The sequence below is a fragment of the Alteromonas lipotrueae genome, assembly GCF_019249215.1.
GTDB lineage: Bacteria > Pseudomonadota > Gammaproteobacteria > Enterobacterales > Alteromonadaceae > Alteromonas > Alteromonas lipotrueae.
Window position 1 is genome coordinate 1 of record NZ_JAESDI010000013.1, and the last position, 23,820, is coordinate 23,820.

Annotated in this window: 19 protein-coding genes; 6 read left to right on the forward strand and 13 right to left on the reverse strand. The window is 43.1% G+C overall.

The features are described from left to right. Nucleotides 1–185: 185 nt before the first annotated feature. A complete protein-coding gene (locus JKP82_RS15490; RefSeq protein ID WP_159533032.1) occupies nt 186–635 on the reverse strand; it encodes a MarR family winged helix-turn-helix transcriptional regulator in 450 nt (149 codons plus the stop codon). 140 nt (nt 636–775) lie between these two features. Here JKP82_RS15490 and JKP82_RS15495 point away from each other — a divergent pair, with 140 nt between their 5' ends. The 4 genes from JKP82_RS15495 (at nt 776) to JKP82_RS15510 (ending at nt 3,599) form a co-directional block, all read left to right on the forward strand. Next, on the forward strand, nt 776–1,243 hold the full coding sequence (locus tag JKP82_RS15495) for a DUF2798 domain-containing protein (protein ID WP_218397716.1): 468 nt from the start codon (nt 776–778) through the stop codon (nt 1,241–1,243). 22 nt (nt 1,244–1,265) lie between these two features. Further along, nucleotides 1,266–2,054 (forward strand): SDR family NAD(P)-dependent oxidoreductase, encoded by a 789-nt coding sequence (locus tag JKP82_RS15500; RefSeq protein ID WP_218397717.1) that lies wholly within the window; start codon nt 1,266–1,268, stop codon nt 2,052–2,054. Between the two features lie 147 nt (nt 2,055–2,201). Beyond that, nucleotides 2,202–2,564, forward strand: coding sequence for a DoxX family protein (locus JKP82_RS15505; protein ID WP_218397718.1), 363 nt, complete (start codon nt 2,202–2,204; stop codon nt 2,562–2,564). Nucleotides 2,565–2,810: 246 nt separating this feature from the next. Continuing rightward, nucleotides 2,811–3,599 carry a lipase family protein gene (locus JKP82_RS15510; RefSeq protein WP_159533040.1) on the forward strand — a complete coding sequence of 263 codons (789 nt, stop codon included), beginning with the start codon at nt 2,811–2,813 and terminating at the stop codon, nt 3,597–3,599. A 151-nt stretch (nt 3,600–3,750) separates the two neighbouring features. Here JKP82_RS15510 and JKP82_RS15515 read toward each other — a convergent pair whose 3' ends face one another. The 4 genes from JKP82_RS15515 to JKP82_RS15530 form a co-directional block, all read right to left on the reverse strand. Then, nucleotides 3,751–6,891, reverse strand: coding sequence for a WD40/YVTN/BNR-like repeat-containing protein (locus JKP82_RS15515; protein ID WP_218397719.1), 3,141 nt, complete (start codon nt 6,889–6,891; stop codon nt 3,751–3,753). A 161-nt stretch (nt 6,892–7,052) separates the two neighbouring features. Then, nucleotides 7,053–8,318, reverse strand: coding sequence for a GGDEF domain-containing protein (locus tag JKP82_RS15520; RefSeq protein WP_218397720.1), 1,266 nt, complete (start codon nt 8,316–8,318; stop codon nt 7,053–7,055). A gap of 273 nt (nt 8,319–8,591) precedes the next feature. Further along, nucleotides 8,592–9,710 (reverse strand): adenosylhomocysteinase, encoded by a 1,119-nt coding sequence (locus tag JKP82_RS15525; RefSeq protein WP_159533046.1) that lies wholly within the window; start codon nt 9,708–9,710, stop codon nt 8,592–8,594. A 196-nt stretch (nt 9,711–9,906) separates the two neighbouring features. Beyond that, nucleotides 9,907–10,950: a UDP-N-acetylglucosamine 2-epimerase gene (locus JKP82_RS15530; protein WP_218397721.1), complete on the reverse strand. Its 1,044-nt coding sequence runs from the start codon at nt 10,948–10,950 to the stop codon at nt 9,907–9,909. 205 nt (nt 10,951–11,155) lie between these two features. On the opposite strand from JKP82_RS15530, the gene JKP82_RS15535 reads away from it, so the two are divergent. Both JKP82_RS15535 and JKP82_RS15540 read left to right on the forward strand, forming a co-directional pair. Then, on the forward strand, nt 11,156–12,244 hold the full coding sequence (locus JKP82_RS15535; RefSeq protein ID WP_218397723.1) for an ADP-ribosylglycohydrolase family protein: 1,089 nt from the start codon (nt 11,156–11,158) through the stop codon (nt 12,242–12,244). Between the two features lie 66 nt (nt 12,245–12,310). Next, nucleotides 12,311–12,667, forward strand: coding sequence for a RidA family protein (locus JKP82_RS15540; protein WP_159533051.1), 357 nt, complete (start codon nt 12,311–12,313; stop codon nt 12,665–12,667). A gap of 76 nt (nt 12,668–12,743) precedes the next feature. Here JKP82_RS15540 and JKP82_RS15545 read toward each other — a convergent pair whose 3' ends face one another. The 8 genes from JKP82_RS15545 to JKP82_RS15580 all read right to left on the reverse strand — a co-directional run bounded on the left by JKP82_RS15545 (nt 12,744) and on the right by JKP82_RS15580 (nt 23,707). After that, nucleotides 12,744–13,856, reverse strand: a complete 1,113-nt coding sequence (locus tag JKP82_RS15545; RefSeq protein ID WP_218397725.1) for a hypothetical protein — start codon at nt 13,854–13,856, stop codon at nt 12,744–12,746. An 8-nt stretch (nt 13,857–13,864) separates the two neighbouring features. Continuing rightward, nucleotides 13,865–14,581: a hypothetical protein gene (locus tag JKP82_RS15550; protein WP_159533055.1), complete on the reverse strand. Its 717-nt coding sequence runs from the start codon at nt 14,579–14,581 to the stop codon at nt 13,865–13,867. Next, nucleotides 14,578–16,770, reverse strand: coding sequence for a hypothetical protein (locus JKP82_RS15555; RefSeq protein ID WP_218397727.1), 2,193 nt, complete (start codon nt 16,768–16,770; stop codon nt 14,578–14,580). Before JKP82_RS15555 ends, JKP82_RS15550 begins: the two co-directional genes overlap by 4 nt. 209 nt (nt 16,771–16,979) lie before the next feature. Next, complete coding sequence (locus JKP82_RS15560; protein ID WP_218397729.1) at nt 16,980–17,654, reverse strand: hypothetical protein; 675 nt, start codon at nt 17,652–17,654, stop codon at nt 16,980–16,982. A 23-nt stretch (nt 17,655–17,677) separates the two neighbouring features. Beyond that, entirely contained in the window at nt 17,678–18,304 is a 627-nt protein-coding gene (locus JKP82_RS15565) for a hypothetical protein (RefSeq protein WP_218397731.1), read from the reverse strand. Nucleotides 18,305–18,417: 113 nt separating this feature from the next. Further along, the gene (locus JKP82_RS15570) at nt 18,418–19,002 is read right to left on the reverse strand and encodes an RNA polymerase sigma factor (protein ID WP_159533061.1); all 585 of its coding nucleotides are present in this window, start codon (nt 19,000–19,002) and stop codon (nt 18,418–18,420) included. Beyond that, on the reverse strand, nt 18,999–22,259 hold the full coding sequence (locus JKP82_RS15575) for a CHAT domain-containing protein (RefSeq protein WP_218397732.1): 3,261 nt from the start codon (nt 22,257–22,259) through the stop codon (nt 18,999–19,001). The genes JKP82_RS15570 and JKP82_RS15575 overlap by 4 nt, the downstream gene beginning before the upstream one ends. A 239-nt stretch (nt 22,260–22,498) precedes the next feature. Continuing rightward, complete coding sequence (locus JKP82_RS15580) at nt 22,499–23,707, reverse strand: M24 family metallopeptidase (protein ID WP_218397734.1); 1,209 nt, start codon at nt 23,705–23,707, stop codon at nt 22,499–22,501. Between the last annotated feature and the right edge of the window lie 113 nt (nt 23,708–23,820).

The window sequence follows — 23,820 nt, forward strand, 5'->3', positions numbered from 1 at the left end:
CAATAAACCGACGAAAGTCGGTTTTTTTGTGTCTGGTGATTGATAAAGCCGCCACGAAGGCGTGGCGTCCGAGTGTCAGCCCAGCCAAAGTCCGCCCACTGGGGCCATCTCTTTTCATTACCAATGAAAGAGATAACAATAATCCGACGTAAAGTCGGTTTTTTGTCTACAGTGACTAATGCATTTCACCCCGATTTTTCTGACAGAAATTCCAAGTTAACTAACATTTTCTCGGCCAATCGCTGAAATTCCCACAACTCTTCTTGAGTTAAGCCTTCACTCAACTGTTCTAAAATATAGCGATCAATTTCTGTAACACGCTGGTAAAGGGCCCATCCTGTGTCAGTGCAAATTATTAATTGGCTGCGTTTGTCATTGGGATTAGGCTTTTTAGTTACTAATCCTTCATCCGTTAACGTGTTTAACAACCGAGTGACCTGGGCTTTATCACGCATCAAATCCACAGAAATTTGATTGGCCGTTATCTCGTTCTTTGCCCCTATTAGTTTCAAAACTTGCACATGCATGGGGCTTAAACACTCAACTTTCTTGGTATCTTCGACCTTGGGTTTTGCACTTTTTTTCAATGCCATGACAAGTTTAAAAATCATTTCAACGGGATTTAGTTCTGACAAAAGAACTCCTACCTAAGTGGCTGACATTGCCAATCATAGTAAATACTAGTTGACAATGTCAACTTATTTGAAATATAGTTGATTTTGTCAACAATATGTCAATTTATCCAATACAGCAACAATGTTAAAGGAGCTAATAAGTGAAACCCAACTTTAATGGCGAAACACCTGTTATTTTTAAGGTGGCCGCAATCCTTTCGATTATTAGCGTAATGGCGGGAACATTAACCTGCATCATGACATTGGTTAACTTAGGTTATGGACCCCATTTTATAAAAAACTGGTTAAGTTCTTTTGCCTTAGCGGTATGCATTTTAGTACCTGCTGGCTACTTGGTAATGTCTATCGTGAACTTGCTGGTGGAACGCCTTTTCTCTGCACTTCCCCCCCTTAAAAAGAACATATTAGCCGGGGTGTTTATGGCTATTGTTATGGAGTCAATTATGGCGGTAAGCACAGCGGCCAATACCATTGGATTTACTGATTTAAATGTATTTTTTCAAGCCGTTTTTGATGGTTTTATTACCGCTCTTCCCGTAGGTCTTGTACTTAGCTTAGTGATGACCCTGACCATAAAACCCAAACTTGAACAATTTATGGCTAGTTAGCCAAACAGAAGCTTAAAAGACGATGAACATTTTAATTACGGGTGGCCACTCTGGCATTGGACTGGAATTAACCACGATACTGCTTGAGCAAGGTCACAAACTTGGACTGGTCGTAAGAAATCAGAATAGAGCCGATGCACTAGAAAAAGAAATAGATACAACAGATATCGATTTTTTTTATGCTGATTTAAGTAAGCATCAAGATGTCGTTTCAGTGGCTGAACAAGTTACTACCCAATGGCAGACTATTGATGGTTTGTTTAATAACGCAGGTGTGATGCTTGACGATACATATTTTTCAGACAGTAACAATGAAATGCACTATGAGGTGAATGTATTGGCACCTTATAAATTGGCAACCTTATTAGCCGAAAAGCTAGAGGGTGGATTTATTGTTAATACTGCAACAGGTGGTCTACACAATCAGTCAATCCTCAAGGTTGATACCTTGTTGGCTCCAACCAAGTTCGTAAAACTAATGGGTGCGTATTACCAGTCGAAACTTGCGCTCACTCTGTTAATAAATGATTTCGCAAAATCACATTCAAACACTCTGATTTTGAACGTTGATCCTGGTTTATTGAAAACCAAAATGTCAGGCAATAAGGAATCAATGCCTTTGTTCATGAAACCAATTGTAAAACTCTTTTTTAAACCTCCTGCCGACGGTGCTAAGAAGTTATTGAATGCAGCTTTTAATGAACAGTTTAAAGATAAAAGTGGTGTTTATATAACAGGCAATAAGGTGAAGCGGATGAAAGTCGAATTAACCAATGAATGGAAGGATAAGTTGCTCGCAGCAATGAAATAGAGGTTCCAAAGCCAATACACAACAGTCCGAGCTCACAGACAATCTGTGGGCTTTCTGATCCAAAGCGGACCATAGCAAAGAGCGTATACGCAATGACTTGAATCAGCCCAAACCCATTAATTATTTATCATTTTATAGGAGTTAATTATGTCAAAAGTAAAAACCGTACTTTCCTGGGTACCATTGGTTCTGTTAGGTTTGCCAATGATAGCCGCTGGCGGCGCCAAACTTGCTGGTGTACCAGACCTTCACGCCAGTTTTTCTCAAATGGGATTGCCTGGTTGGTTTGGTTATTTTATCGGCGCCTGTGAACTAGCAGCTGGTATTGCTATGTTTATTCCTAGGTTCACAGCCCTAGCAGCGACAGGCCTGATCCCGATCATGATTGGAGCAGCCTATTTTCATCTTTTCTATGCGGTACCCTCGCCGGCTCCAGCCATAGTCTTTATCGCACTATGTATTTACGCGATTGTGTTACGCAGAAAAGACGCCATTTGGTATCCAATTTGATGGTAATTTTTGAATCACTAACGGAGCGATAGTAAGCCCGCCAACTGGTACCAAATATTTAAACCAACTTTTTAGTTGGTTTTTTGCGTCTGGTGGTTAGCCCTCTGATGACAATGTACTCTCACCCCTTAATTCTCGCCGTAATCCAACTGAAACATAAACAGTATAGCTTTATAGAATTCGAGTCATTGTGTGTGAATCTATTCTATTCACAAAACAGAGCAAAGCGAGTTGATATAGTTTTCTATGAAAAAACTGAAACGCTATCAATACGAGCGATACGCCATTCTTTGCCAACTCTCCTACCCCGACGCTGAAGCGCACTACCGCCAAGTATTAAAACCCTTTCACGAACGTCACTTAGTCGATAAATATGGCCGGATGAGCGTCAGGATCTTATGGGTAGATAACAAAAAAGAAGCCATTGTGGTATTTAGGGGTTCACTAGGACTAAAAGACTGGCTCGCAAATTTGGTATTCCTGCCAACTAAAATCCAACAAGTCGATAAAAAGTTCTATGTACACTGGGGCTTTAGTCGACTACTTCATCAACCCATGTATTCAAGCACGAAGACGATTGAAGAGGCGCTGCCATTGCAAGAACTTTTGGTTAAAGTACTAGAACCTCTGCAAAATCAAGGTAAGCGTTTTACGTTTATAGGCCACTCTTCAGGAGGCGCAGTAGCCGTACTGATGGCCGATTATTTTGAAAGAAAAAATGCTAAAGCCGTTAAACGAGTAGTGACTTTTGGCCAACCCGCAGTGGGCAGTCGTTCATGGTACAAAAACTATCTATTACACCACAAAACATACCGCATTTGCTGTGACTTAGACGTAGTAACGTTTATGCCTCCCTTCCCTTTTTACTTTTGGCATGTGGGTAAAATGCTATGGCTGCATGACGATCAAATCTATGAAAACACGCCTACGCATAAGCGTTTTTTTAAATCTTTAAGTAGCTGGCTATTAAGACCTATTACCTACCATTACATGAGAAAATACATTAGAAATAAATCGTTGTTCGATGAACATTAGTGTGTGCTCATGCTAAAGGTTTTTTTAAATGTGAAGGCCGAATTTAAAAAAATAAAAAACCGACTTAACGTCGGTTTTTTATTTAAAGTGTGCCGACATTACTATCGAACACCGTCATGGTACAAAGTAAAACTCAACACATACAAACTGCCTACAAACTGTCTAAATCGAAAACGCCCTTTTCAGCAAGCGCTTCATTGACTGGCTTAACATTTTCTCGAAATAGAATTTCTAGCTGCAGTTTGTACTGCTGCCACCTAGCCTCTAAATCGTCTAAACGTTGCACTGCCCCAGCTTGCGCTGGCGCGCCGGTTCTATCGAAGTTATCCATTAAAAAGCGAACTTGTCGGTCGAGCATATTTGGCCAGTTTATGTCATCTTCAAAGGTTTGGTGTTTAGGTTGGATCACCAATGCCTCCCAATCATCAATAGCACTGACAATACGGTCAATTGAAGCTGACACTTCGCTGGCTAGTACCACATTCGACTCAGTTACCCCATTTAGCGTTTCACGCACGTTACGGGCTTTTTGCAAATGTTCAAATAGCTCATTTAATAAGTTTTCACTGGCCTGAATGCTTTGCTCAACAATTTGTAATTGGGCGGCATCAGCTTCTTCCCTTGGGTCTGGCAGTACTTTAAACGGTCGGGTCTGAGACTGCTCGCCTACAGTGATAGTTGCTTTATAGTCGCCAGGCATTACTCTGGCGCCATTCCAACCGCCAAATAACTTCACATTATCAATACAGTTCAAAGGTGAGCGTCGTAAATCCCATACAAACTCGTTATAACCTTCTTTTGTTGAAGGGTGTTTAAACTTCAGCGGGCTACGTGCGTCTTCGTTACCCTTGGCGCACTTTTCAAACGCATCTGCGGTTGACGATAACGTACGCACGAGTTGATTTTTCGAATCAAAAATATCGATACGAAGACTTTCACTCTCTTCAAGCTCATCTTTTAGGTAGTAACGGAACCTTGCTCCGCGAGGAGGGTTTTTCGCTTCTGGTTGGCCGCTCATATTGCCGCCAGACAACAAGCGCACACCGTCGACAGGGCTAAATTGAAACAGAGCTTCATTGTGTAATGAACCACTGACTTCACGCAGCGGGTTTATGTTGTCCAAAATCCAAAAGCCACGACCTTGAGTTGCCACAACTAAGTCATCACCTTTTACCTGCATATCAGTTATTGCAACAGGCGGCAAATTAAGTGCCATTTCTTGCCAGTTTTTACCATCGTCAAAACTAACAAACATACCGCTTTCAGTACCCGCGAACAGCATACCTTCGTGCTTTTTATCTTCACGTACCACGCGAACAAACGCATCTTCAGGCAAGCCTTTATCTATGCGAGTCCAGCGTTTTCCGTAGTTTTCTGTTTTATAAATATAGGGCTGATAGTCATTCAGTTTATAGCCAGTTACCGCTACATAGGCTTTACCCTCAGCGTGAACGCTTAGCTCAATAGCATTAACCTGTGCTTCTTTTTTATGAGGCGTAATGTCTTTCCAGTTTTTGCCTTCATCTTTGGTTAAATGTAACTTGCCATCATCTGCACCTACCCATAGTTCACCTGCATTTGCTGGCGATTCAGCAATATAGAAAACCGTATTGTAATATTCAGCACCGGCTTGCTCGTTGGTGATAGGTCCGCCGTTTAAGCCCTGCTTTTCTACCTCGTTACGGGTTAAATCTGGGCTTATCTCTTGCCAGTTAACACCTCTGTCGGTGGTTTTTAATATCATCTGCGTACCGTAGTACACTGTTTTCGGGTCGTGCAGCGACACCAATACCGGTGCATTCCAATTAGTACGGTATTTCTGATCTCGCGCATTTCGCCCAAATACGTATTCAGGATAAGGCATGATAGGGCGAGTAAGCCCTGTGTCTTTGTTGAATTCAGTTAATGTGCCATTAATAGTGGTGGCGTAAATCAGCGTAGGATTGTCGGCATCAAAGGCGATATGTGCGCTTTCACCACCGCCTACGGCGAATTGCTCCGCGATTCCAATGCCCCCATCATAGGTAGAAGAAGGGGTCGCCATTGTGGTGTTATCTTGCTGGCCGCCATAGACATGGTAGGGTTCAAGGTTATCGGTAACTACGCGATAAAACTGCGCAGTGGGTTGGTTATAAATACTCGACCACGACTTTCCACCATCAAACGTTACGGTTGCGCCACCGTCGTTGGCATTTATCATATTCAGGCTGTTTTCAGGGTTTATCCACATATCGTGGGTATCACCGTGTGGCAATGATTTAATCTCAAAGGTTTTGCCGCCATCGATAGATTTATGCAGCTGTACATTCATCACATACAGGGTGTTTTCGTCGTTAGGGTCAACCTTAATATGATTGTAATACCAGGCTCTGGCTTTAAGAATATTATCGCCATTCATTAGCTGCCAAGACGCGCCAGCATCATCGCTGCGGTACAAGCCACCTTTGTCAGCTTCAATAATCGCGTAAACGCGCTTCGGGTTAGAGGCAGAAATATCTATTCCCACCTTACCCATAAGCTTAGGCAAGTCTGTTTCTAGTTTATCCCAAGTCTCACCACCGTCGGTGGACTTATAAATACCGCCGCCGTCGCCGCCTGATTTTACGAACCATGGTGTTCTTCCGTGGTGCCACATGCTGGCGTACAACACTCTTGGGTTCGACGGGTCTAGTGCTAAATCTGCTGCTCCCGTGTCGGCATTAACGTTAAGTACGTGCTTCCAGTTTTTACCACCATCGGTAGTTTTAAACACACCGCGCGCTTCATTTGGCGCCCAAATATTACCTTGAACAGCCGCCCACGCGATATCTGGATTGGTGGGGTGAATGCGAATTTTAGGAATTTGACCACGGTTTTTTAAACCGACTAGCTCCCATGTTTCACCCGCATCGGTAGACTTATATACACCTTTACCATGGCTGGTAGTTACACCGCGAATAGGACCTTCTCCGGTGCCCACATAAATAACGTTGTGATCTGAGGGGGCTACAGCAATTGCTCCAATACTACCTACTTCAAAGTGCTTGTCAGACAACGGCTTCCAAGACAAACCGGCGTTATCTGTTTTCCACACGCCACCACCTGCGGCCCCCATGTAATAAAGGTTGGGGTTACCATCAACGCCTGAAACGGCAACAGAGCGACCGCCACGAAAAGGGCCAATATTACGATATTCCATTTTGTCGAAAAGCTTGGGATTAACGGTATCTTTTAACGCAAATGCCGGAAACGAGAGACTAACCAGCGCGCTAATAGACACAACTAAAGCCGCTAATGTTCGCCGTAATATCATTGTTAAAAGCCTTATTGTATTTAGTTTTTTAGGAAGGTTTGGTGCTTAATGTTTATATAGTGCAACGTATTTAGCCTTCAGGTGAAGACGTAAATGTTTAATGTATATCTATTTTATACCACTTTCTTACGTACAGAATAAAGCGGTAAAGAAGAGAACTGTTATGATAAGTCACACAAGGTTGCAATGCCGACAGCATTCTTTCCTTTATGCTTGGCGCTATACAATGCTTCATCTGCGCTCGATAGCATTTGGTTCGACAAATCGGTCATCGTTAGCCGGTCTGGGGTAACACTGACTATGCCAAATGAACAAGATGCACTAAATGAATAGTCGTCCTTCCCGAAATCTGTTTTTGCAATGCGCTCACGAATTCGCTCGACCGTAGTAGGCGCATAATTCTCACCTTGTTTGCTGGCAAACAAAATAACGAACTCATCCCCTCCCAACCGCGCGATGCAATCAGACTGGCGAATATTTTCTTTTATAATAGTAGTGATTTGGGAGAGCAATGCATCACCATTAGCATGCCCGTATTGATCGTTGATGTTTTTAAAGTCATCTACATCAAATACGCATACCGATAACCAGCTCAACTCTCCACGTCGCATTAGGTTCACAGCTTCAGTTAAACGTATCTCCAAATAGCTACGTGAGAATGCTTGGGTTAAATGGTCATACATAAGGCGGTTACTGAGCAACCGCCTTTCTTCATAAAGATCATCTATATGTAAAACCAAAACCCACGCAATACATGAAGTAACCGAAAATGAGCCTATCCAACTCAACGGCGGTAAATCAACGACCTGAATGCCGGTGAACGTATCACAAAGGCCTGTAATCACCCACACGACATTTGCCACCAACAACAATAAAACCGTGTTCGTATTGCTATTTTCTTGCCTAATGCGTTGTCGATTAAACACTCTCACGAGTATAAAAATACAATAGGCGGCGAGTACTAATATCCATGCCCCCCACAACTGGAATAAAGCCCCATATTCTAAGCCTGTGTAGTACTGAGATGTTGAGTAGAAAGCATTACTAAGAAAGTACTGGTTAGGCACCATGGTCAACAACGAAAAGACACCACAAATTACGTAGCACCACTTTAGAAAGGTTGGCACTTTGTATTGAAAAAAAGCAATGTAAAAATGCAGACTCAACACTATGGTAAACATAGCCGCGATAACGGTTATTCGGTTAGAAATACTGAGATAAGTAAGGTTATCGCTTGAGTTAACGAGTACCGCAAAGGCACCAAAAAAAATGCCACTGGTTAACGCTGAAAGCGCGAAAATCAGGTAATACTTCACGGACTCTTCATGGCGGGAAATCAAGCGATAGTATAGAAGCAAAAAGAAAAAGCTTAAGAGCAAGCAGATACTGGCAGTAATAAACAAAGGGATAGAAGATGCTTGAACCATACTACTTGCCCATCTCCCCAACTCCCTTTAGTTATGTGCCTTCTGTAAGCGTCTTAGCGTAGAAAAGCTCAAACAGAAGGCAACACTAATTCAGCTTTTACGCTCATATGTTAAGTGTATGTTAGCGCAAAAGCACTCTGCTCGCTTGCTCTTAGTATAACGAACTTTGTCAATCTTGTAACGATGGAGGGTTTATTTTACGCTGCCCCGGTGGGTAGAAACCCTTACATTTTGGATAAACCTATCATCAACAATAATAATAAGGGTAGCGCCCTAAAGCGCCGCCTTCCATGCCTTTTCAGGAAGTAAATATAACCCACTTTGGTGAGTGCTACCTTCCCCGACAATATGCCCAACACCTGCAGCCATTACAGCCAAGGTAACGTCAAAAGCATTCAAGCTATCACCATAGCCCGCAGTAAGGTTAAACATAGAGCCATCAGCCAGTAAGAATAGGGTTTTACCATTTAAGGTATAAGCATTCACGTAAGGCATGGGTTCGCAGTGGTTGGCATGTGCTTTAAGATATGGCACATCGATTTCTTGCGCCACATGCCCAACATTCAATATAAAGGTGCCTTCTTTCATCGCATCCAAATGCTTTGCACTTACCACACCGTAACCGCCAGTGGCAGTGGCAATAACATCGGCATCTTTTACCGCGCAGCCCAAATCAACTACCGGCCAACCATCATATTTAGCTTGCAGCGCGCGAGCAGGATCGAGTTCTGCTACTTGCACTTGTGCACCAAAAGCCTTTGCAGATGCCGCCACGCCCTGCCCCACTAAACCATAACCTATGACGACTACTACTTTTTCATGCAGGGTAAGATGTGTGGTTTGGAAAAACGTTTGCCAAGCACTTAAACCCACCATATGACGATTGTGTAAGCCTTCTTTAACGGGCAAATCATCCCAGTTAAAAATAGGATATTCAGGCTGCATACCGTTTAACCGCGTAATACCTGAACCTGTGGCCTCTAAACCAGCCACAATGTTCGGGACCTTCGCGTTTGCTTGCACTTTTTCATGTAAGCGCGTGGTTAAATCGGCCCCCATTTCACACAAATGAGTGGGTTTCCAAGCCAAGGCTTTGTCAAAAGAGTCTGACCAATCGGCGTTACTCATGTCTCGCCATGCATGAGCCGCAGCCCCTTTATCTACCAGATACTTTACCACATCATCTTGAACGGTAGTGGGGTTACAGGTTGTTAGAAAAACCTCACACCCACGAGATAATAACCCTTCAACCAATGGAGCCATCTTTAAATCTAAGTGCATATTACAGGCTAGCCTAATGCCGTCTAAGCTTGGAAGAGAGGAAATAGCTTCACGAGTGCGCGGCATATGTAAACTGGCCCATGAAAGCTCAGCTTGAAAATCTTGGTACATAGAAAAGTCTTAGTGTCGAAAAGGAGAAGGCACTATAGTACGCCACAATATCTTCGCCCTACAACTATCAATGCAGAACAAAACTAGCTAATCAAGGTATTGATATATAAAGATAGTTTTATATAGTTATGCTGCGCGCTGAGTTAACGACGCTTATTCAGCACAACAAGCGCAGCGCTTTAACTCAGTGCCATTATCAAAACTTCCAGTAGTTGAGTTTCTTTCTAATTTTGAAGTTTCTTAATAGGTTTCTAGGTTTTTTATCAACCCAATTACTGCCCACCATTACTTCAACCGCTTTCACCACCCGATGTGACGACTTTCCATCTAGATAGGGGGTAATTGATGGCCCGTATTTTTGAATGCTATCGATAAGTTCGGGCGAAGGTGACAACGCTTGTTTTATTGCACCTTCTAGCGCATCGCTTTCTGTAATGTTAATAAAACAATCGAGCGGGTCGCGGTTATTTACCGTCACGACAGGTTTATTTAAAAGTAAGAATTCTTGAAAAATAGAGGAGTTGTCACAAATCATCACATCCGCTCTGTGCAACGCTTCGATGACTTGATTATTTTCAAAAAACATTAGGTTTTCACTTTCTAACGCTTTGTATTTTTCAACCGTAGAGGCGGCCATTTTCGGGTGCAGTGTCACTAACCACTGCCAGTTCCCGCTTTGACTTAACCGTTTAACCTCATCATAGACGAACTCGGCGCAGGACAAGGATGCAGAGAAAGTAGAACCAAATAGCACCTGCGGTTTATCGTAGTGTTCTGTCGATTGATATTGAAATAATGAGTCTAATTTTACCCACCCGGTTTCAACCACATTGTAATGGCCTTTATTACTGCGTGCTAATGTACCCGTGCGTTCAGGCCCTTCTGTGCAATATAAGTCGAACAGCCCACGTTCGGGATAAACATTGCCTCGTTTACTTTCATTAAGACCATGAAAGACCTGCACTTTAATGCCGGGAATGAAATTTGGCACTCTATCGCCGGGGACGAACACAGCATCAGGTTTAAAGCTTATCGCTTGCTCAATGGAAGCTAATGCCTGCTCGCTTTCGTGTAAAAAGTGTTTGGACGCATCATTTCCCACCACCAACCATTTAACCTGATGACCTTGCTTTATCGCTTCATTTTGTATGGGGCGAAGTATGTCGAAGGAGTAATTTTGTTCTACATATAAAAGAAAATTTAAGGGTTTCCCCACAGTACTAGATGGCGATGCATGCATATTCTTACCCTTCAATTTCAAACTTAAACCAAAACAACGAATAGTAATGAGGCTGCAACTTTTTAGCAAATGGCTTTTGCAATCGTTACGCTGCGATCAATATTTACGCAGAATACGTACAAAACACTTAGATCATTCAATGTTTTTTGCTCATCGATTTTATACTGAAACCGATGGGTATATTAGCTATTAAGGGGAAGGCTCAGTGCCATCTGAATTACATAAATCACGGGCAATTGCGGCGCTTAAAAACGGGTTTATTGCTGACGCTTTGGCAATGCCAGTACATTGGTATTATAACCCAGCGGACATTTTAAAAGATTTCCCCGGCGGCATTCAGCAATTTGAAGACGCACCATCATTTCACCCCTCCTCTATTATGTCTTTGCATTCCACCAGCCAAGGGGGCCGGTCCAAAGTATCTAAGCAGGAAAAGAAAGACATTGTGGGCGACGTAATTTTAAAGGGTAAGCGACAATATTGGACTGGCGCTAATCAGCATTACCATCAAGGCATGAAAGCCGGAGAAAACACCTTAAACGCTCATTGCGCTAGAGTGGCACTGCGGGCTTCAACCGGTATTTATCAACAAGCTGCTTTTTTAGATGGGTACATTAAACTGCTGTGCGCAGATAAGCCAGCTCACCCAGACACCTACGCGGAATCGTATCATAGAGGCTTTTTTGCTAACCTAGCTGCCGGAAAGCCTGCCAATGATTGCGGCGCAGTGACTCACGATACGGCATCTATAGGTGGCCTTGTTACCATTGGGCCTGTAGCGCTTAGCTGTGCCCTTAAGGGGGATGCACTGAATGACATTCAACGTCTCTGCAGAAATCACTTGTATTTAACTCACCCCAGTGTAGACCTTGGTGCGGTTTGTGATGATTATGTCGAACTGCTGTATCGATTGCTCTACCGCACGGACGAATCGCCTCAAGACATACTTGAAGATATTGCCCTACGGGGGAATCATATATCTTTGGCAAAGCTGGTTGCCAATAATAAAAGTGATATCGAAATAGTGGGTCGTCAATTCTCTCCTGCATGCTACATTTCTGATGCATGGCCCAGTGTGCTGTATTTTGCCTACCGCTACGTAGACGATGAAAAAAAAGCACTCACAGCCAACGCCAATGTAGGAGGGGATAACGTGCACCGCGGTTTTGTATTGGGTACAATCATGGGTTTGATTGAAGGCGCGCCAATTCGCGACATGTTTGGACAACTTGCTGATACAGAAGAGTTAGAGCATGAAATAATAGGCGCTTGTTCGAATGAGCAGAAACGCTAGGGTTGGATAAGCCAATTAATAAGCAAACTATAAATCTAATCACATAAATCCATGGATAAACCACCTATGACCATAGAGCGAATAGAAACAAAGCAGCGTATGAGCCGCATAGTAAAACATAACGGCACCATCTATTTATGCGGCCAAGTGTGCGCCGATGCAACCCAAGGTATTACCGAACAAACCCAAACTATGTTAGATAAAGTGGATACCTTGCTAGCACAAGCGGGTAGCGATAAAGAACATATTTTATCAGCCACTATTTACATCAAAAGCATGGAATACTTCGCCGAGATGAACGCCGTATGGGACAACTGGGTGCCAGAAGGCCAAGCCCCTGCTCGCGCTTGCGTTACCGCAGATATGGCTCGTGAAGCGCTGTTAGTTGAAATAACCGTTATCGCTGCCGAGAAGCATTCGTAACAACCACAAATTGACGTTAGCGTGGCATATCTCACTTAATTAGCAGTTGTCAGATAAAGCGATGTTGTAATAATTGCTATACCCCATTACTGGTAAAGAAATAGCCTGCCATTTTATTCAAAGAGTCTGGCCGAATATTTACCGCCGCCAACTTTTTACTATATAAGGGCGCAAGCTTTTCTCGTAACGTGTGAGCTAATTCATCAGGTGTGTATGTGCTCTCTGGTTTGCCTAGTGCAATAACATCTAAATCGATTTGTTTCGTTAGTGGGTCCCAACTAATATTAGTTGGGGCAAATTGCCCGGTCACCCCAGAAGAAACCGTCACTGCGGGGTCGGTTTGGATCTCTTCCTTCTCGTCGTACCGATTTTGATTCGCCGGCGTAGTGACTGATACCGCCTCTTTTGTATCCTTAAGTACCATTAGCCTAGACAGCTGCCGGCGCCAGAATGGTGCACCTAACCCAGCCAGTAAACCCGTTAATACACACCCAAATATCCAGTCGATAGACATGCGATTGACGCCTTGTGCTAGCGGGCCAACTGAAAATGTTTTCGTTTCTTCGGTAGAAAGTTGATTCAATCTGTTTCTCAATTCAATCATTATACTACCGGCGTTAGTCGGATCACTCTCCGCCTGTAACTTATCGTTTAAACTTTCGACCTGCGTTTGAAGACGCGCCACCTTGTTTGCATCGTTACTTTCTAGCTCACTTATCAATGACACACTATTAATGTTTAGCGCTAGGGAAATTACGGTGGCTACACATGCCACTTTGATACCGGTCCTCAAACGAAATTGACTGGTGGCTCGATGGTCGCACTTCCCTACTCTGTCGGGCAACACCTGCTCTAATGTAGTAACCACTTTGGGCGTTGACACTTTAAGTGCCGTAGACAAAATATTGTTCATCAGTACCGACCGATTTAAATAAGGCTGTGGTTTGTCGCGTTCAGATGCCATTAACATATTAAGCTGCTCAAGTACGCTCGCACTTTGCGTGACATTAAGCTCAACATCATCCCTTAACGACAACCTCACTTCTTCAACTACACATTGACACCATTCCTCAAAGCCTCGCGTTCGGGAGCCAGCCATTAATATAAGCCTATCTGTTACTAAGGCAGAAAACTCAGCCACAGTAATAATCACCAATGTAAGCACTATGGCCGTATCAAGATAATCCATAATTTACCTCACAAGTCTAAAGATAAAGTATCGTTTTTAAATTTAGGAATAAACCGGTTGGCATTTTGAATAAAATCAACGGCGGGTAGCATGTACCCCTTATTCCCATCGCCAGCGATATGCATACCCAGCAGCGTTTTCCCATCACTACTAAGGACTGGTGAACCACTATCCCCACGCTTCGTCTCTCCATCGTAACTCGCAATAAGGCGATGTACCGCTTGAATACGGTTAAGCTCAGGCCCATAGGATACAATTTGTTGGTTGCCTCTTTTAGCGCATACATTGGATAGACTGATGGCACTTGCAGTGTTTTTAGGGGCAGTGACTTTGCCGCGCGGACTGTGCATGATGGCTGTCTTTGGTAATTCATCCATGTAATACAAAATTTTTGTCGGCACGGGCCCTGGAATAGCATTGCGTGCAAGCTCGAGGTTCTGTGGTTCTACTTTTGCAAACGCGACATCGAAGCTCCATGTATCAGTACCAAGCGGGGCGATATTTCCGCAAATACCGGTATAGCTCGCAATAACCTTTCCCGCATGTTTAATGGTGGCCTGCTGACAAGGCTGCTCGATGTTGTTAGCTAATAATCCAAATAGGTGAAAACAGCTTACAAGGTAATGCTCTGTATCACCTATATTACCCGTGCATCGCACTAACGCTACAGCACTACCGGAATCCGTTTCTTTTGTTTGAGTATTGATGACATCGATATAGCTCATTGCACTTTCCCCTCTTGTAAACTTTCAATCTTGGCTTTTATTTCCTCATAATTACTGAACTTTAAATCGATGTATCTTAGTGTTTTCCCCCATGGATAGCGCTCAAGCGACTTGTTAATCGTCACTTTTGCTTGAGCGGCCAAATCCTCTACTTTATCTACATAAAGTGCGGGGCAAATTGAATCTAGAGCACACAGTGTCACGGTTAATACACCCTTGCTAAAATTCGAGTAGGCAAACGTAAAATCATCACCACAATCTCCAGCTTCCATAGGAGCGCGCAATGCACACTTTAGCCTTCCTACATCATCATCGGCTTCGCAAACATCAGGTGTTGAGCTCAAGGCATTTGCTAAGCTTGCATGAGGCGTTAGCTTCTCGTTACTGGTAATGTTTTTACAATGTAGACTTTTTAGTAGAGGGTCGGTGGCGAGCTTCGCGAGCAATGCGCTTTTCACCGCGTCTATATTCTTCGCTTCAGGGGGGAGAGAAAACTGACCGGCAAGCGCTATTTCTCCTGATATAGTGCTTCCTAATAACGCTGGGTTTTCCAAAACAATACCATTCGCATGTGTTCCCATTACCGGGTAGCCAATAACACCGAAGGTTTCATTCCATGTATTGGTTTTGCTATTTTCGCAGTTTTTCAACGCTGCTTGTGGTACCTCTATAACGTTCTCTTTCGCAGCATCACTTTCAGTTTTTTTAACTGGCTCTTTAATCGACACATTAATAATGGCGTGCTGAGTGCTGCTATCTTTCACTTTAATTGTGAAGGATTCGTCGGCTTTTGCTTCGCTAGTGAGTGTAACAATAATGCCTGAGCCACCTGCCACCGTCGAGACGTTTACCGATGAGTTAGGCGTTCTAGTTAACTGTGCGGAATAAGGCTTAGTTCCACCAGATACTTCAACGATTGCCGTTTGAATTACGCCCTGTGTAAATGCTAAAGAGGAATGATCGAGTTTTAGCTGGGTAGTAATATTATCAGTAAGGGCACCACAAGATTTAAACGTAGCTTCATTTAAGTTGAGGGGCATCGCCAATAAACCATTTAATTCGCTGGCTCTTGCCAACATAATTTGACGCTTCGCTTGCATCTCTCCCATGGCAACACTGATGTTAGAAATGACTTTTTCGTAAACGCTTATAATCGCATTTTTAACGTTCTTAGCATTCTCGGCGTTCTCTTTGTTTTTTTTATCGAAGTCCCCCTTCGCCTGCGCTAACATGCCATCGAGAACTTTATTAACATCGGAACCGTCCGCACTAGCGAGTGTGGTTTGTAGTATTTCAGCGAAGTCTAACCCGGGCGTAAAATATTGTGCGTAATCACTCAATGCAGCTATTTGCGAACCGATACTATCTGTACTCGCCAATGTTGACGTTAAGGCTTCATCGACGGCCACACGAATGCTATCCACTTGCGCAAATACTCTAGGCCCAATCGTGGAAGACTTTGCAAGCAAGATGTTGGTGCTTTGAAGTAACTGTGCGGCTCGCTCTCTGTCGCTGTCTATCACCTTTAACTGGGCCTGCGCTGCCGCTTTTAAGCTCTTGGTGGAATCATCATAAAGGAAGAGTTGGTTCACGGCGTTGGTCAAGTCTCCAGCCGCTATGGCGTACTCATCCATTGCGCTACGAAGCCGTTCGGCATTGTTTTGAATATGCTGATAATTGCTAGTAATTCCCACCATAGGGCTAACAATATCTTTTATGCACACCATTGCTCGCATACCAGCAATATACTGCGCACGCCTGCCAACATTTTCATTTGCCGTTCCTAAATGATAGGCGCCCCCTCCGAGCAACCCCGCCGCTTTGAACGTATCAATATTGGCCTCGAAAGCTGCTAAACCCAATGTTACTGTGCCAAGGGCAATCAGGCCTTGGCTTAAATCTTGGCTCTGCTTTGCATCTTCTAAAAGCTTTCTGCGGTAGCCGTCGTAAGTGTAATCGACGTAAGCCATTGCCCGCTGAAGCTCTACTTCGCTTGACTCACACGAGGTGCAATTTTTTGTGTTAACGGGGCGAGGGTCCTCAACATAAGGAAAAGTAGTACAACCAAGTAGGGAGCTTACCAAAATACACATTGTCGATAATCGACTAGTGGTTTTTTCTCGGTTCAATAACTTACCGAATAGCGACTTGCCAAAATTGGCATAGCAGTCGGAATTAATCACGTTCATGTTGCCCTCATAATCCATTTTTATTGGTATATATGAGCAGTGCACGAACCTTTATAATTCTCTCACCTAAATAGCATTTTTATTTTTTTGGGTAGGAGCAATACCAATGACGAGACGATAAAGACAGGATTTAGCTGAGCCAGGCTTAACCTCTAGCCCAGCGCAACTACAAAGTAAGAATACAGCTAGCTAGTTCACGGTTGCGGTACCTATGTACCTATACCACCACCGTGGGTAGTATTGTGTTTTAAAACTTCGAATAAATCTTTATCATGCGAATGAGAGCCATCACCATCGTGATCATGAGCTCCATTGTTACTAAATTGCTTATCTCTATGAAAAACACGATACGTCATCCCATTTTGATTACCCCGATAAACGTATATTTGCATGGAATGGGGATGATCTGTCACGGGTTGAGCACCTTCTGTTCCGTGTTTAGGGTTATCTAAAGTCGGTATATAAAGAACCGTAAAATTTCCCGTTTCATAAACCTGATAGCAATTTCCGCTATAGCTGATGTCGTCAATATTATCTTTGTCAATTCCACTAGCGCCTGTAAATCCAACACTTATATTAGGTTTTGGCGTGTTTTGGCTTTTTGATTCGAACCTACAAGTACTTTCAAGCGCTAAAGCACTGCCACTTTTATCTAAAATTAGCGCTCCAAACCCGTTTATTCGTTGTGATTGAAGGGCGTCATCCGCCCCGCGAGTATCTATATCATTACCTAAAAATTCGACGTCATAACTAGCAGTAATTTTCGATAGCATGCACTCTGCATCGTCATCGTTGCACTCTTTATTTTCATGTGAACAACCAAGTAAGGTTAAAAGTAATAATGTCAGTCCTACGGTTGATATCATTTTTTTGAATAAAGTCATTAGGGTCCGCTCCTAGTTATTGACTAATTAAATTGTATTAACCCACTGTGCAGTGGTGTTTTTGTTGTATTGTTGTAGCCTGACACTTCAAAATCGTATACTCCTGATTCAAAGTGCTGTAATCCCATGTTTATGAAAATTTCGCTTGTAGAAGTTAAATGTAAAGCGCTTGTCGTGAACACTTGCTCTCCTTTTTGATTGGTTAACGTGAACCCATATTTGGGATAATCAAATTCAGGTATTTCAGTATCAACGTAAATTGCAAACACGAGCTGGCTGACCGATTGAGTCACCTTAACCGCATCAAATTCTGAAGCTCGAACATTCGCCATTTCCAAGCGATAAACATTTAAATCGGAATTTGGTTCTAAGCGCTGAGAGGTATTGAACGGCGTTGGCATTAATAAAACGAGAATCAATGCAGCGGCGGCTGCCCAAAGCGGAATTGGCTGCTTCCACACGCGAGGTTTGCTTTGAATAGGCGTTACCTTATCTACGCTGTTTGCTTGCATTCCCTTGTACAAACGCTCTGTAAGCTCTAGTTGATCTAAACACGCTTGGTTAGACAAAAAATAAGCTTCAAACTCCGCTTCTTCACTCGGTGTCATTCTACCTAGCACATACCGTTCTATTCTTTCATCTTGCTTCACTACGCAAACTCCTAACCATGAATACTCTGGGTCTATTGTTTGTGAAATGCCTATGCTCTTGCGTACTAACGTCTTGTGCACTAACTAGGCCAAACCTCTCAGTGAAATTCATATCAGTTATCTTCCATTACCGCTAACCACAGCGTTTTAAACCGCTGTTTGCAGCGATAAAGCACATTGTCGAAGTTTTTAGCGTTAACATTTAGTTCGTTACAAATCAGACTTTTATCTTGTTCATGTATATAGTAACGATGGAGTAATTCTCTATCTCTCGGTGTATTCAACTCTTTAATAACCGTTTGAACAAGCAAGCCCAAGTTATGTCGTTCTAATACATCCTCGGGCGATTGTGTTAACGGGCCAGAATACTCAGACTCCAACGCTTCCCCTATACCCGTTTGTTGGCGCTTAACGTCACTTTTTCTAAAATGCATCAGTAGCTGATTTTTCGCCGTCTGAAGAATAAACGCTGACAACTTTGTGGCATCTCGTAGTTCATTATTCCTAATACGTTCAATGACGATGCGCCACGTTTCTTGGCTAATATCTTCAGCCAAATCAGGGTCGTGACATTTTCGCCTAAGCACAAAGCGTAACCCCCTTTTATAACGCTCTATCATTTGTAATTCTGCGGCAGTATCTCCCGCTAAAATCCCTTTCACGATAGTGGCTGCAATATCGCTCTCAGACTCAGTCATGCCGCGTTACCATGCAGAACAAATCCCGCCCAGTAATAGGGCGATCGCCACGGGCGAGTTCCATTTTTTCTTTTGTGATTTTTCACCGCCACTTTCGCTTTTTCTAATGCTTCAGAGATGGGTAATTCGTGTTGTAGTAAATAACGATAAAACTCCTTCATCAGCTTCGCTGTTGCATCATCTTGTACTTGCCACAAACTGCCTATAACACTATGTGCTCCAGCTTCGATGAAGGCGCGGGTTAAGCCAAGCATGCCTTCGCCCTCTATCAAGTGTCCTTGGGTAGTTTCGCAACCACTTAACACAACAAGTTGGGCCTTTAGCCTAAGCCGCCTGATTTCCGAGGCAAACAGCAAATTGTCGGCACTTGAAGCGTTTGATAAAACGAGTCCACCCAATTCAGGCACTTGATTATTTGCTAGCCCATGTGTCGCCATATGTAAGATATTAAAGGTAGATAAATCTAATTCTGCTAACGCTTGTTTACTGGCTTTACCTTTATTTAGAAGGGTTATCGGTTGAGCAGAGAACTCGTTTATGTAACTTGCCTCTTTTGCTGTATAAGGCAATGAGGAAGACTGAAAACCATAGACTAGCGGGCTGCTTTGGTCTTTTGGCATAGTCTTCATTAAAGGGTCTGACACAACAAGAATACTGCCTTCATCCACAGCCGTAGCGTAATTATCTCTTCTCGAATCTACTATGTTTTGTAAAGAATGTTGATAGCTTACTGACCACCCGCTCTGCGCGGGGGAAGATGTTGACAGTAATGAAAATGGTAAACGGGTTAACGCGCCATCCGGTATTACAATTAAGTTCGTTTTGCCTTTGAATAGATACTCTGCATTGCTAGGAAAAAGTGTATTGCGTAGCTCTGCCACCTCTTTACGCATTTTACGCAAAGGCAGTTTTTGCGATATCACATTCAGTACAGCGCCCACACGTTCACTAAAAAAACGCTCATGTTCACTCTTAAAGCTTACAATCTGCTGCTGATCAATAAACCACAACCTAGACTCCACTTCTGCGGTATCAATAAATAACACCACGTCATGCTCTGTTAAAGACTGCTGAAGTTGGGCCAATGATTTGGCCGAAAATTTAGCGGTAGACTGCGGAACAACATAATTGTCACTCTCAAGCTGATATAACGCTTCTGACAATACCCGTATTTCTCTGATGGTCTGTTTTCGCTGCTGTGTTTCAATTTGTGTACTAAGCTCAATCAATTTCACCTGCTGTTTTTGATTGAGCTTTTTTTGTTCACGTTGAATGTCGTTATTAGTATTGTTATCGCGGTAAAGCCCGTACCCTATGGTTCGTGATCGCGCCCCCTCAGCAAGTAATAAGCTCTGCTCTGCCGAAAGTGAGTTATCAACACGAACCAGCAAACTGACCACCTTCTGGTAGGTAGAGAAATACCCCCTACGTAAATCGGTTCGCTTTATTTTTGAAAAAATGTCGTTGATCTGCTTGCTAATATCACGGCCTATTTGTAGTGCAAGTACTGGGTCGAGATGGGCTACTTCATTGGCATAGGCATATGTACTTTCTAACTGTGACAACGTGGAGCGCGTTTGAATAAGTTTGCTCGTTCCTTTGTTAAAATAGGTCTCAGCACTTTTAATGTTACCCATGGATGCATGCAGCGTGGCCATTTGTATTTGTGCTAAGCCGATTGACCGAATATCTTGCGTTTGCATCAGAACATTTAACGCATTTTGCTGATATTTCATTGCCTCATCTTTGCTACCAAGTAACGTAAGGGCATGCGCTAGATTTGAAGCAGCAATAGCATGCTCGTAATCCGTGGCAATTCCATCAGTGTTAAACAAGTAACTCTCTATCCGCTCTTTCGCCTGTTGATGCTCTCCAAGTTGCATGTTGAGTAAACCAACAAAAAAGTCGATTTCACTCGCCCCCTTTGAAGCATTCAATTTAAAAAATCTGCGCTTTGCTATATCAAACGTATCCTTCGAATAAATATACTGCCCCGTTGCCTGCAGAAGCTTCGCTTTTTCTACATTAGCCCACGCATCTAAGTATGCATGCTTAAACCTACCGCTTAGCTTTAGCGCCTGTGTAACATGATGATTGGCTTGCTCGATATTGCCTAGTTGTCGATACACACCCGAGAGTTTGATATGCAAGTTCGTGATTGCGTAGTTATCTGAAACTTGGGTTGCTAATTTCTTGGCGAGAACGTATTGCTGCATGGCGTTGTTAAAATCGCCCGTGTGATAAAACAGCCATCCTAAAGAGGTCATGCTTTTAATAGCATTTGACACATCACCTTGTTCCAAGAAAATTTTGCTGGTTTCTTCAAAGGCCGTTACAGCATTCAAATAGCTTCCATTTTCAATTTCTATTGACGCTTCTAACTCTTTCGCCTCTGCATACAACAAGGGATAGTGCCCAGAATTTAGATGGCCGAACACAATGCTTAAGTACGCCACCGCGGTATCAAATTCACCTTTTTCATAAATATAGTGACTCGCTAAGTCATTATGAATTTTAATAAGGTAGGATTGGGGAATAGATGTCTGCTGTAAAATACGTTTTAGTAAATCAGCTTGATTGTCGTATTCTCCAAGGTAGTGGCTCACTATGGATTGCATATAGGCACTGAAAACAATGAGAGAGTGATCTTCTAACGATGTTGCAATATTCTCTGCTTTTTCATAGTGCGAACGCACATCATGTAAGGCTTCTTTATACTCCATCTCTACAAGCTGATTTTCTGCCGCAGACCACGTTAAGGAAGCGAATTGAATGGCATTGTAGAAATTCCTATGAGCATCCAATCCGGTACCAATTGCACTAAATAAGATATCGCTGCGACCTTGCGTTGGCGATGATGCCGAAGTATCTATTTCAACGTAACAAATGACACAGTCGTTCGCATCGAAGAGTAGGTATTCAGGTTGTCTATAGGCGGCTGGAATATCAAGAGTGAGTAAGGGCTTGCTAGTTTCATATTCATCGCCATAAAGCGCTAAGCGAACATTTGCTGCTGATTGCGTTGCTTTAATAAGCACTGTCACACCCGACGTAGGGATAACTCTAAACGTTGTTTTTTCATTAAGGCTTACTTGGAAATTCGCCGTGGTAGCGTCCGATACTGTCACGGTGGGAAGCAATGTATTTTCTTCCGCCCATCCAGAAAAAGAAAACATATAAAGCATAGAAATAAAGAAAGGAAAACCACATAGCAAAGCTAGTGATCTTTTGATGAAAGAGACGCTTGGAGTTTCCATACATGCTTTTACGCCACCAAAGTATCGTTCAAAAAATACACTAATTTATTTGAACACTCAAGTCGCCTCATACTAGCAGGCCTTATTTACCTAGCCTTGGATTTTTCTTTTTTCCTCTAACGAACTGCAATACGCCTCTAAACGAGTACTAGTGGAGATCATTCTCGTATAAGCCTGCAATATCAAATACATTCAGAACCTAATATTCTTGTCATAGCGAATCACTGCAAACATGGCTTTTAAAAAGGCTCATCGATAGCTTTGCTTGGTTCAGTGAACCACACTGCGCCAGTGTCAGATACATAAAAGTGATCTTCCAAACGAATACCAAACTCGTTGGGAACCACTATCATGGGCTCATTGCTAAAGCACATACCTGGTGCCATAAGGTGTGGATTATCCTTCACCAAGTATGGCCACTCGTGAATATCCATACCAATACCATGCCCTGTTCTATGGGGCAAACCAGGGAGATTATAATCTGGGCCTAAGCCATCGGACGCTAAACTGTCTCGGGCGGCCTTATCAACATCGCCACAGGGTACGCCTGGTTTTACTGCATCAAATGCGGCGTACTGCGCGCGTTTTTCACTTTCCCACATCGCCTTTTGCTTCACCGTTGGCTTACCAAAGCAGTAGGTTCGCGTAATATCAGATAGATACCCATGAACTTTGCAGCCGGTATCAATAAGCACCAAGTCGTTTTCTTCTAATATTTGTGGGTCTTTTACCCCATGTGGAAATGACGTTGCTGTACCAAAAAGTACAATACAAAAGTAATTGCCACTGGCACCCACTTTTTTGTGGGCATCATTGATAAAGGCTTCTACTTCTGTGGTAGTAATCCCTGCATAGAGCATACTGGCTGTAGCTTTATGCACTGCAAGGGTCATATCCATAGCACGCTGTATAAGCGCAAGTTCGTTGACCGATTTGTGCATTCGGCAGTGGGCAGTAACCTCTGCGCCATTAATAATACTGGCGCCTTCAGGGAGTGCTTTATTAAACCCATCCACAACGAAGAATTGGGTCGATTCATCTACCGCGATTTTCTTGCCACCAGCAGTATCAATTTCACCCAGTAAATGAGCAATCAGTGCATAAGGGCTTTCATGCTCTTGCCACCCAATAATGTCGCCGTTAATCACTTTACGCTCTTCAAGGGAGTCAATTTCAAAGTAAGGCGCTACATAGATGATATCGCCAGAGGCAGGAAGAATAGCGCCCACTAAACGCTCGCTGGCATACCATTGCATGCCCGTAAAGTAAGATAAGTTAGTGCCGGCATTAAGGTACAGCGCACCAATACTATTTTGCTGCATATATTGCTGTGCTTTATCTATGCGAGTTAAGTATTCACTTTTTTGAATAGGCGCTACATCGCTAGTCATATTTGAAAGACTGCCCAGTGCTTCTTCCTTTGTTTTCCCGCCAATAAGTGTTGTCATAACCTGCCCTTATAATTTTATACGTCGATAAAGCAGTTGCACTGTACAACACTGAAGCAAAAAGTCGAGAAAGCCAAATAAAAGCTTATTCGCTGATCAACGAATAGGCATGT

Bases quoted from the DNA above. Each gene is read 5' to 3' on its own strand.
- JKP82_RS15500 (WP_218397717.1), top strand. From the start codon at position 1,266: ATGAACATTTTAATTACGGGTGGCCACTCTGGCATTGGACTGGAATTA.
- JKP82_RS15505 (WP_218397718.1), top strand. From the start codon at position 2,202: ATGTCAAAAGTAAAAACCGTACTTTCCTGGGTACCATTGGTTCTGTTA.
- JKP82_RS15510 (WP_159533040.1), top strand. From the start codon at position 2,811: ATGAAAAAACTGAAACGCTATCAATACGAGCGATACGCCATTCTTTGC.
- JKP82_RS15515 (WP_218397719.1), bottom strand. From the start codon at position 6,891: ATGATATTACGGCGAACATTAGCGGCTTTAGTTGTGTCTATTAGCGCG.
- JKP82_RS15520 (WP_218397720.1), bottom strand. From the start codon at position 8,318: ATGGTTCAAGCATCTTCTATCCCTTTGTTTATTACTGCCAGTATCTGC.
- JKP82_RS15525 (WP_159533046.1), bottom strand. From the start codon at position 9,710: ATGTACCAAGATTTTCAAGCTGAGCTTTCATGGGCCAGTTTACATATG.
- JKP82_RS15530 (WP_218397721.1), bottom strand. From the start codon at position 10,950: ATGCATGCATCGCCATCTAGTACTGTGGGGAAACCCTTAAATTTTCTT.
- JKP82_RS15540 (WP_159533051.1), top strand. From the start codon at position 12,311: ATGACCATAGAGCGAATAGAAACAAAGCAGCGTATGAGCCGCATAGTA.
- JKP82_RS15545 (WP_218397725.1), bottom strand. From the start codon at position 13,856: ATGGATTATCTTGATACGGCCATAGTGCTTACATTGGTGATTATTACT.
- JKP82_RS15550 (WP_159533055.1), bottom strand. From the start codon at position 14,581: ATGAGCTATATCGATGTCATCAATACTCAAACAAAAGAAACGGATTCC.
- JKP82_RS15555 (WP_218397727.1), bottom strand. From the start codon at position 16,770: ATGAACGTGATTAATTCCGACTGCTATGCCAATTTTGGCAAGTCGCTA.
- JKP82_RS15560 (WP_218397729.1), bottom strand. From the start codon at position 17,654: ATGACTTTATTCAAAAAAATGATATCAACCGTAGGACTGACATTATTA.
- JKP82_RS15570 (WP_159533061.1), bottom strand. From the start codon at position 19,002: ATGACTGAGTCTGAGAGCGATATTGCAGCCACTATCGTGAAAGGGATT.
- JKP82_RS15575 (WP_218397732.1), bottom strand. From the start codon at position 22,259: ATGGAAACTCCAAGCGTCTCTTTCATCAAAAGATCACTAGCTTTGCTA.
- JKP82_RS15580 (WP_218397734.1), bottom strand. From the start codon at position 23,707: ATGACAACACTTATTGGCGGGAAAACAAAGGAAGAAGCACTGGGCAGT.